General features: G+C 68.3%; 10 protein-coding genes. 5 read left to right on the forward strand and 5 right to left on the reverse strand.

All coding sequences use genetic code 11. The features are described 5' to 3' along the window. Window positions 1-807 (forward strand): S16 family serine protease (locus J0695_RS24240; protein WP_242553122.1); only part of this gene is annotated, 807 nt, incomplete at its 5' end. Window positions 808-847: 40 nt separating this feature from the next. On the opposite strand, the gene J0695_RS24245 is transcribed toward J0695_RS24240, so the two are convergent. From J0695_RS24245 to J0695_RS24265, 5 genes are read right to left on the reverse strand one after another with little or no spacing between them, the layout of a single operon-like run. Then, a complete protein-coding gene (locus J0695_RS24245) occupies window positions 848-1,831 on the reverse strand; it encodes a glycine betaine ABC transporter substrate-binding protein (protein ID WP_206964928.1) in 984 nt (327 codons plus the stop codon). Further along, window positions 1,828-2,703, reverse strand: a complete 876-nt coding sequence (locus J0695_RS24250) for an ABC transporter permease (RefSeq protein WP_206964930.1) — start codon at window positions 2,701-2,703, stop codon at window positions 1,828-1,830. Before J0695_RS24250 ends, J0695_RS24245 begins: the two co-directional genes overlap by 4 nt. Then, window positions 2,700-3,977, reverse strand: a complete 1,278-nt coding sequence (locus J0695_RS24255; RefSeq protein WP_206964932.1) for a betaine/proline/choline family ABC transporter ATP-binding protein — start codon at window positions 3,975-3,977, stop codon at window positions 2,700-2,702. Before J0695_RS24255 ends, J0695_RS24250 begins: the two co-directional genes overlap by 4 nt. Then, window positions 3,970-4,617: an ABC transporter permease gene (locus J0695_RS24260; protein WP_206964934.1), complete on the reverse strand. Its 648-nt coding sequence runs from the start codon at window positions 4,615-4,617 to the stop codon at window positions 3,970-3,972. The genes J0695_RS24255 and J0695_RS24260 overlap by 8 nt, the downstream gene beginning before the upstream one ends. A gap of 35 nt (window positions 4,618-4,652) precedes the next feature. Further along, window positions 4,653-5,123, reverse strand: a complete 471-nt coding sequence (locus J0695_RS24265) for an Lrp/AsnC family transcriptional regulator (protein ID WP_206964936.1) — start codon at window positions 5,121-5,123, stop codon at window positions 4,653-4,655. A gap of 123 nt (window positions 5,124-5,246) precedes the next feature. Between J0695_RS24265 and hppD the strand changes: the two genes are divergently transcribed. The 4 genes from hppD to J0695_RS24285 all read left to right on the forward strand — a co-directional run. Then, window positions 5,247-6,413 (forward strand): 4-hydroxyphenylpyruvate dioxygenase, encoded by a 1,167-nt coding sequence (gene hppD, locus J0695_RS24270; RefSeq protein WP_206964938.1) that lies wholly within the window; start codon window positions 5,247-5,249, stop codon window positions 6,411-6,413. An 85-nt stretch (window positions 6,414-6,498) separates the two neighbouring features. Continuing rightward, window positions 6,499-6,819 (forward strand): hypothetical protein, encoded by a 321-nt coding sequence (locus J0695_RS24275; protein WP_206964940.1) that lies wholly within the window; start codon window positions 6,499-6,501, stop codon window positions 6,817-6,819. Window positions 6,820-6,842: 23 nt separating this feature from the next. Next, window positions 6,843-8,486, forward strand: a complete 1,644-nt coding sequence (locus J0695_RS24280) for an alpha/beta hydrolase (protein WP_242553123.1) — start codon at window positions 6,843-6,845, stop codon at window positions 8,484-8,486. 65 nt (window positions 8,487-8,551) lie between these two features. Continuing rightward, a partial coding sequence (locus J0695_RS24285) for a hypothetical protein (RefSeq protein ID WP_206964944.1) occupies window positions 8,552-9,035 on the forward strand: 484 nt, incomplete at its 3' end.

Here is a 9,035-nt window from a genome sequence, read left to right on the forward strand (position 1 = left end):
CGCCTCACGCGCCCCGGCCCCCGAGCCCGAGCCCTCGCCCTCTGCGCCCTCCCCGTCCTGGCCCTCTTCGGCACGGCCGCCTTCGCGCCCCTGCCCTTCTCCGTCGCGCAGCCGGGCCAGACCACCGACGTGCTCGGCGAGGACCGCGGCAAGCCCGTGATCACCGTCACCGGCGCGCCCGTCCGCACCACCACCGGACAGCTGCGCATGGTCACGATCCTGGCGACGGGCCCGGACGCCGACGTCCTGCTGTCCGACGTCGTCGACAGCTGGTTCCGTACGGACCGAGCCGTGATGCCCCGCGACTCCGTCTACCCGGCGGGCGACAGCAGCGAGGAAGCCAACCAGCACAATCTCGCCGAGATGAAGCAGTCCCAGGACGCCGCCACGGCGGCCGCCCTGAACTTCGTCGGCGACAGCGCGAGCAAAGTCAAGGTCACCCTGAACCTCGCCGACGTCGGCGGCCCCAGCGCCGGCCTCCTCTTCACCCTCGGCATCATCGACAAGCTCGAAGGCAACGGCTCGGGCCGCAACGGATCGGGCGGCGATCTCACGGGCGGCAGGACCATCGCGGGTACGGGCACGATCACCGCGTCCGGCGAGGTCGGAGCCGTCGGGGGAGTGGCCCTGAAGACCCAGGCCGCCGCCCGCGACGGCGCGCACGTCTTCCTCGTACCGAAGGACGAGTGCTCGGACGCGAAGTCCGAACTCCCCGCCGGGATGCGCCTGATCCCGGTCACGGCGCTCAAGGACGCGGTGTCGTCACTGACGGCGCTGGAGAAGGGCGGCAAGGTCCCGAGCTGCTGAGCCCGGGACCACTCACCGCCCCGCCCACCCCTGCTCGCCTTCAGTCGCCCTTCTTGACGAAGCCTTCCTTCACCAGCCAGTCCAGCGCCACATCGTGCGGGTCCTGTCCGTCCACGTCGACCTTGGCGTTGAGCGACTGCGCCACCGTGTTGTTTAGCTTTGCGGTGATCGGCTCGATGACCTTCGCCATCTGCGGGTACTTCTTCAGCGCCTTGCTGTTGATCTCGGGCGCCGCGTTGTAGTTGGGGAAGAAGTTCCGGTCGTCCTCCATCACCGTCAGGTTCATCGCCTGGATCCGGCCGTCGGTGGTGTACACCTCGCCGAAGGTGCAGGCGCCCTTCTCGACCTGGGTGTAGACGATCCCGGTGTCCATCTGCGTGATGTTGGAGGCGGGGATCTTCATCCCGTACGCCTTCTCCATGCCAGGCAGACCGTCCGCCCGGTTGGCGAACTCGCTCTCCACGCACAGCGTCACCGCCGAGGGATTCGACTTCGACAGCGCGGCCACGTCCGAGAGCGTCTTCGCCCCGAACTTCTTCTCGTTGGCCGGATTCGTCGCCAGCGCATAGGTGTTGTTGAGCTGGGACATCGGCAGCCAGGTGATCCCGTTCTTCAGGTCGGCGTCGTGCACCGCCTGCCACTGCTTCTGCGGGTCGGCGATGGGATGGGAGTTGCCGAGGTACGTGATCCAGGCGCTGCCCGTGTACTCGTACATGGCGTCCGCGTCACCGTTCTCGATGGCCGCACGCGCGCCGATCGAGCCCTGGATGCCGGTCCGGTCCAGTACGTCGGCGCCGGCCGCCTTGAACGCGATGCCCATCATCGCGCCGAGGATCAGCTGCTCGGTGAACTCCTTCGACGCCACGGTGATATCGGCGCCCTTGAGCGGCAGGCCCTTGCCGACCGAGCCGGGCACCACATTGTCGACCATCGGCGAACCGCTGGTCAGTCCGCACCCGGCCAGCAGCACTCCGGCCGCGGCGAGAGCGCCCGCAGTCCTCTTCGTACGGCGGAAACGCCTCATGACTTCACCTCCAACCCGCGCGGGGAGAGCAGGATTTCGGCCAGCGAAGCCAGCCAGTCCACGAACAGCGCCAGCGCCACCGTGAGGATCGAGCCGAGCAGCAGCACCGGCATCCGCTGGTTGGTGATCCCGGTGGTGATCAGCACGCCGAGCCCGCCGCCGCCGCCGAAGGTGGCCAGCGTCGCGGTGCCCACGTTCAGCACCAGCGCGGTCCGCACACCCGCGAGGATCAGCGGTACGGCGAGGGGCAGTTCGACCTTCGTCAGTACGCCGACCGACGACATCCCGATGCCTCGGGCGGCCTCCATCAGCGTCGGGTCGTTCGCCTTCAGACCCGCGATGGTGTTGGAGAGCACCGGCAGCACCGCGTAGATGATGATGCCGATCAGGGCCGGCTTCTCGCCGATCCCCATCCAGATCACCAGCAGGGCCAGGAGCCCGATCGCCGGGGTCGCCTGCCCCATGTTGGCGAAGGTCATCGCGATCGGAGCGGCCTTGCGGAACGCCTTGCGGGTCAGCAGGATCCCCAGCGGGATCGCGATGATCAGCACGAAGAAGGTGGAGATCACGGTCAGTTGGACGTGCTGCTTGAAGGCTTTCCACACATTGCCGTTGGACAGCGCGGTCTCGGAGATCGAGTCGAGGTCCGCACGCTGGAACCAGAGCCAGGTGGCGAGCAGCACGACGGCGATCACGGCGGGCAGCAGGACCAGCTTCGGCCAGCCGATCCGCCGCATCATCTTCTCGGGTGGCGGCGCCACGAGCGGCGCCGCCTCCTGTTCTCCCTCGCCCTCGTCCCTGAAGGCGAGGCCCTTGACCTCGTGCTCGCCCTCGGGCCGGTTGTCCGGCGGTGACGGCCTGCGCCCGCTCATACCTCCGCCTCCCCTCCCGGGCCCTCCTGGGCCTGGTGGGTCTGCAGGGAGCGCTGGTCCTCCAGCTCGTGCTGGTGCTCGACGGCGTCCTGCCGGTCGGCCTCCAGGAGCTCATGGACGGAGTTCATCAGCGTCTCCATGTCCACGACGCCCTCGTACACGCCCCGGTGTCCGGTCACCGCGACGCGGCCCGCGTTGTCGGTCAGTACGGCCTCCAGCGCGTCCCTGAGCGTCGCGTCGCGCGTCACGGTGTCGTGCACGAGCGTCCCCGCCCGTGCCAGCGAGCCGCGGGCCCGCATCAGGTCGCCCCGGCGCAGCCACTTGTAGGGCCGCCCGCGCTTGTCGAGCAGCAGCAGCTCGTTCGTCTGGGCGGCCCGCAGCTTGTTGAAGATGTCCTGCAGCGGGTCGTCGACGTTCACCGTCGGGTACTCGGTGATCTCCACATCCCGTACGCGCGTGAGGTTGAGCCGCTTCAGCGCGGCGCCCGCCCCCACGAACCCGGACACGAAGTCGTCGGCGGGGTTGGTGAGGATCGCCTCGGGGGTGTCGAACTGGGCGATGTGCGACCGCTCCCGCAGCACCACGATCCGGTCGCCGAGCTTGATGGCCTCGTCGAAGTCATGGGTGACGAAGACGATGGTCTTGTGCAACTCCCGCTGCAGCCGGATCAGTTCGTCCTGCAGATGGTCGCGGGTGATGGGGTCCACGGCCCCGAAGGGCTCGTCCATCAGCAGTACGGGAGGATCCGCGGCCAGCGCCCGCGCCACGCCCACACGCTGCTGCTGGCCGCCGGAGAGCTGGCGCGGATAGCGTCCGTGGAACTCGGCCGGGTCGAGCCCGACGAGATCCAGCATCTCCTCGACGCGCGCCTTGGTCTTCGACTTCGACCAGCCGATCATCTTCGGCACCAGCGCGATGTTCTGGGCGACGGTCATGTGCGGGAAGAGCCCCGACGACTGGATGGCGTACCCGATCTTCCGGCGCAGCTTCACCGGGTCCATGTCGGTGACGTCCTCGCCGTCGATACGGATCCGCCCGCTGGTCGGCTCGATCAGCCGGTTGATCATCTTCAGCGTGGTGGACTTCCCGCAGCCCGAGGGACCCACGAAGACGACGAGCTCGCCCGCCTTGATCTCCATGTTGACGCTGTCCACGGCCGGGTCGCTGTTGCCCGGATACCGCTTGGTGAGGTTCTCCAGCTCGATGGTCGCGCCGGTCGTGGAGGCCGGCGTTTCCGCTGTCCCCGTCCCGGTCTCGGTGGATGTCTCAGACACGGATCCCCCTCGGGATGGTCAGGCGTCCGACGAGGACGTACACGGCGTCGAAGATCAGGGCCAGGATGATGATGCCGAGGGTGCCCGCGAGCACCTGGTTGAGCGCGTTCTTGCTGCCCAGGGACGCGATGCCGCGGAAGATCTCATTACCGAGGCCGGGGCCCGAGGCGTACGCGGCGATCGCGGCGATGCCCATGAGCATCTGCGTGGAGACCCGGATGCCGGTGAGGATCGGCGGCCACGCCAGCGGCAGCTCCACCTTCACCAGCCGGGCGATCCGTGACATCCCGATGCCCTTGGCCGCGTCGATCAGCGCTGGATCGACGCCGCGCAGCCCGACGATCGAGTTCCGCACGATGGGCAGCAGCCCGTACAGCGTCAGCGCGATCACGGTCGGTGCGACGCCGAGCCCCACGATGGGGATCAGCAGACCGATCATGGCCAGTGCGGGGATGGTCAGAATCGTCGACGTGGTGAGTGTGGCGAGGTTCCCCGCCCACTCACTGCGGTACGAGACGACGCCGATCAGCACCCCCACGAGCGTGGCGACGACCATGCACTGGAACACGGCGCTCGCGTGTTGGTACGCGTCCGCCAGCAGCTGTTGGTGACGGTTGCCGATGTAGTCCCAGAAATTCACCGCCGCACACCTCCCGGTCCCGTTTCGCGGCCGGGTCAGGAATCTCCTGCCGCCTGTTCCACGAGCGGGATGATCCGCAGCGGAACGGGGTTCTCCATGACGATCGCCGTGGAAGCCCGGACGATGCCATCGAATCCCACAACCAGGTCGATCACCCGTTGAAGATCGGCGTTGGACCGGGCCACGAGGCGGCAGAGCATGTCTCCGTGCCCGGTGGTCGTGTGCAGTTCAAGGACCTCGGGCACCCCGCTCAAGTGGGCCCGTACGTCCGCCCCTTGCCCCTGCTTGATCTCCAGCGTGGCGAAGGCCGTGACGGGATATCCGAGGGCGGCCGGATCCACCTCAGGACCGAATCCCCGGATGACTCCATTCGATTGAAGCCGGTCCAGACGCGCTTGTACGGTCCCGCGCGCCACCCCAAGCCGCCGGGACGCCTCCTGCACCCCGATCCGGGGCTCACGGGCCAGCAGCACGATCAGCCTGGCGTCGAGTGCGTCGATCCCCATGGGCACCTCCGGTCGTGGTCATCCTGTACAGATAGCCCGCTCATACTGCCCACTCACTGGGCACTATGCCCACCAAAAACGCAAACTATTGCGCACCCTGCGACCGGGGGAGACGCTGAGTGCATGACTGAGACGACGCAGGAGACGCAGGACCGGGCCACCGCCACCCCCACCACCGCGCGCGAGGCAGATCCCTTCCCGGTCAAGGGGATGGACGCGGTCGTCTTCGCCGTGGGCAATGCCAAGCAGGCGGCGCACTACTACTCCACCGCCTTCGGCATGAAGCTGGTCGCCTACGCGGGCCCCGAGAACGGCACGCGCGAGACCGCCTCCTACGTCCTCACGAACGGCTCGGCCCGTTTCGTGTTCACCTCCGTCATCAGGCCCGCCACCGACCACGGCCGCTTCCTGGCCGACCACGTCACGGCCCACGGCGACGGCGTGGTCGACCTGGCCATCGAGGTCCCGGACGCCAGGGCCGCGTACGCCTACGCCGTCGAGCACGGCGCCACCGGCCTCACCGAGCCCCACGAGCTCAAGGACGAGCACGGCGTGGTGGTCCTCGCGGCCATCGCCACGTACGGCAAGACCCGCCACACCCTGGTCGAGCGCGGCGCGTACACCGGGCCCTACCTGCCCGGCTATGCCGCCGCCTCACCGATGGTCGAGCCCCCGGCCAAGCGCACCTTCCAGGCGATCGACCACTGCGTCGGCAACGTCGAGCTCGGCAAGATGAACGAGTGGGTGGCCTTCTACAACAAGGTCATGGGCTTCACCAATATGAAGGAGTTCGTGGGCGACGACATCGCGACCGAGTACTCCGCACTGATGTCGAAGGTCGTCGCCGACGGCACCCTCAAGGTCAAGTTCCCGATCAACGAGCCGGCGATCGCGAAGAAGAAGTCGCAGATCGACGAGTACCTGGAGTTCTACGGCAGCGCGGGCGTCCAGCACATCGCGCTCGCCACGAACGACATCGTCGCCTCGGTGAAGGCGATGCGGGCGGCCGGCGTCCAGTTCCTGGACACCCCCGACTCGTACTACGACACGCTCGGCGACTGGGCGGGCGAGACCCGCGTCCCCGTGGAGACGCTGCGCGAGCAGAAGATCCTGGTCGACCGCGACGAGGACGGCTACCTCCTGCAGATCTTCACCAAGCCGGTCCAGGACCGGCCGACGGTCTTCTTCGAGATGATCGAGCGCCATGGCTCGATGGGCTTCGGCAAGGGCAACTTCAAGGCGCTCTTCGAGGCGATCGAGCGCGAGCAGGAGAAGCGCGGCAACCTGTAGGTCCCGTGGGCCCGTGGGGAAACCGGCCGCCGCTCCTCCGGTAATCTGACCGCTCGCGTCAGCTGATCACGGGGGAGTACGCGGCATGGCCGAGCACGGAAGTATCAACGTCGAGCCCGCGGAACTGCGGGCCTCAGCAGGGGCGGCCGACGCGATCGGCAGCGCACTGCGCGCGCCCGTCGAGGCGGGCGAGCGCGACATCGCGGCGGCCGCCACCGGCCTCAACGGGTGGGCGATCTCCGGGCAGTTGGAGGCGACCGGCAGTATCTGGGGCGCCGCCCTGCACGATCTGCGCAAGAAGGTCGGCGGTGAGGGCGGCGACAGCGAGGCCGAGCGGCTGCGGCGCACCGCCGACGGCCACGAGTTCAACGAGGACCTGACCGCCCAGTCCTTCAGGGCGCTGTGATGGCCGAGGACTTCGCTTCACTGATGAAGCTGAACTTCACCGACCTGGAAGCCTCCGCGAAATCCTGGCGCAAGCTCGCCGAGAAACTGGAGGACGCCCAGGTCCAGCACCGCCAGAAGGTCACCGGGCCGCTGCACGCCTCCGGCTGGGAGGGCACCGACGCCACGTACGGCTTCATGATGATGGAGGACGACGAGCGCGAACTCGGCCTCGCCGCCTCCCAGATCTCCTCCGTCGCCACCGTCCTCGACGGCACCCACGACCGGATGCAGAAGGCCCAGCTCGACCTCCGCAAGGCGGTCCGCGAGGCCGAGGCCGACCAGTACGCGGTCGACGGCGACGGCTGGGTCAGCGACACGATGTACGCGGACGTCGACCCCGGCACCCGCCGCGACCCGGACTTCCAGGAGGCGCAGCAGCGCCGCGCGGGTCCGCTCGGCGAGTACCGCGCGCGCATCGAACAGGCCGTGCAGGACGCCCAGTCGGCCTCGTACGAGGGCAAGGAGCGCCTCCACCAGATCGACCCCTTCGACCTCGACAAGGTGTACGGCGCCCGCAGCGCCCAGGAGGACGCGCGCGAGGTCGCCGAGGAGTACGGGATGAAGGAGAAGGACATCCCGGACGCCAAGGACCCCAAGGCGAACGCCGCCTGGTGGAAGAGCCTCACCCCCGCCGAGAAGCAGGCGTACATGGACGCCTACCCGCAGAAGATCGGGTGGCTGGACGGCATCCCCACCACCGACCGCGACGAGGCGAACCGCAGGTCCCTGGAGGTCTCGCTCAGCGCGTACCGGGAGAAGGAGGAGGCGGGCTCGCTCGGCATCCACGACGACCGCCAGTACTCCGGACTGCTGAAACTCCAGGACGAGCTGGACAAGGCCGACGGCGCGACGAAGGACAGCGACCGGCTGTACGTCCTGGGCGTCGACGACGACGCCGGGGGTGGGGACGGGCGCGCGCTGGTGGCCAGGGGGAACCCGGACACGGCCGACAACACGGCGATCCAGGTGCCGGGCACGGGCAACGACCTGACGAATGTGGACAGTCAGATCCATCGGGCGGACCGGCTGCAAGGGGCGGCGATGAGTGCCAACCCGCGCGAGTCCACCGCAGTCGTCTCCTGGCTCGGCTACGACGCCCCCGAGGTCGACGGCAGCATGGTCACCCCGGGGCGCACCGAGGGTGGCGCGGGAGACCTGCGCGCCTTCACACACGGTCTGCGCGAGTCCCACCAGGGCGAGCCCACCCATATGACGGTGCTCGGCCACAGCTACGGCTCCACGCTCGTGGGCGCGGCCGCCGCCAACGACGGGGGTATCGGCGCGGACGACGTGGTGGTCGTCGGGAGCCCCGGAATGACCGTCGACCACGCGTCGGACCTGAACATGGACACCGGCCACGTCTGGGCCGGGTACGCGAAGGACGACTTGGTCTCCACAGAAACCTCCGACCTGACGCTCGGCGCGAATCCGACGCGAGAAGGCTTCGGCGGCAAGGTGTTCGACGTGGACACCGAGGGCCACAGCGGCTACTGGGACGAAGGCAGCGAAAGCCTTCGCAATCAAGGCCGGATCATTGCCGGACAACCGCCCAACGAAGGCGACTACTACGTGCCGCCGGGTGAACGCGGCCGCGCCCCCGGCTCGCCCGGACCCGGAGCACGATGACCATGCGTATGCGCGCCGCCCAGTCCGTAGTGACTCTTCTCGCTCTGCTCGCCACCGGAGGATGCATGACCGACAACGGTAAGAACGACCCGCTGCCGGTGCGCAGCCAGGAGAAGGCCAAGTACGACGTGCGTGCCCTGCTCGACCTGTTGGCCGAGGACATCGGTACGACGGTCGACAGCAAGACGGTGGACATGAAATTCCGCGATTGCATGGGCAAGAACGGCGAGATCTCGCACGACGGCCGCTTCGACCTGAGCTACCTGGTCAGCGCGCCGGTGCCGCGAGCGCGGTACAACACGGCCCTGCTCACGCTCAGGAAGAAGCTGGAGGCCGGCGGCTACCGGATCTCCGGATACCGGGAGGGCGAGTGGAGGGAAATCCTCCTGTACGCCAAGGGTGGTACCAGTAACTTCTTCATCTCCGTCAGCGCCTCGAAGCCGCCGTACGACGAACTGAATCTCAGTGTGACCACGCCCTGCTTCATGCCCCCGGGCAAGCACCAGGAGCAGGTCTCCGCCCCCGCCCCCCGGCAGGAACCCGTAGCCG

Source organism: Streptomyces beijiangensis (assembly GCF_017315755.1).
GTDB lineage: Bacteria > Actinomycetota > Actinomycetes > Streptomycetales > Streptomycetaceae > Streptomyces > Streptomyces beijiangensis.

Bases quoted from the DNA above. Each gene is read 5' to 3' on its own strand.
- hppD (WP_206964938.1), top strand. From the start codon at position 5,247: ATGACTGAGACGACGCAGGAGACGCAGGACCGGGCCACCGCCACCCCC.
- J0695_RS24245 (WP_206964928.1), bottom strand. From the start codon at position 1,831: ATGAGGCGTTTCCGCCGTACGAAGAGGACTGCGGGCGCTCTCGCCGCG.
- J0695_RS24250 (WP_206964930.1), bottom strand. From the start codon at position 2,703: ATGAGCGGGCGCAGGCCGTCACCGCCGGACAACCGGCCCGAGGGCGAG.
- J0695_RS24275 (WP_206964940.1), top strand. From the start codon at position 6,499: ATGGCCGAGCACGGAAGTATCAACGTCGAGCCCGCGGAACTGCGGGCC.
- J0695_RS24265 (WP_206964936.1), bottom strand. From the start codon at position 5,123: ATGGGGATCGACGCACTCGACGCCAGGCTGATCGTGCTGCTGGCCCGT.
- J0695_RS24280 (WP_242553123.1), top strand. From the start codon at position 6,843: ATGAAGCTGAACTTCACCGACCTGGAAGCCTCCGCGAAATCCTGGCGC.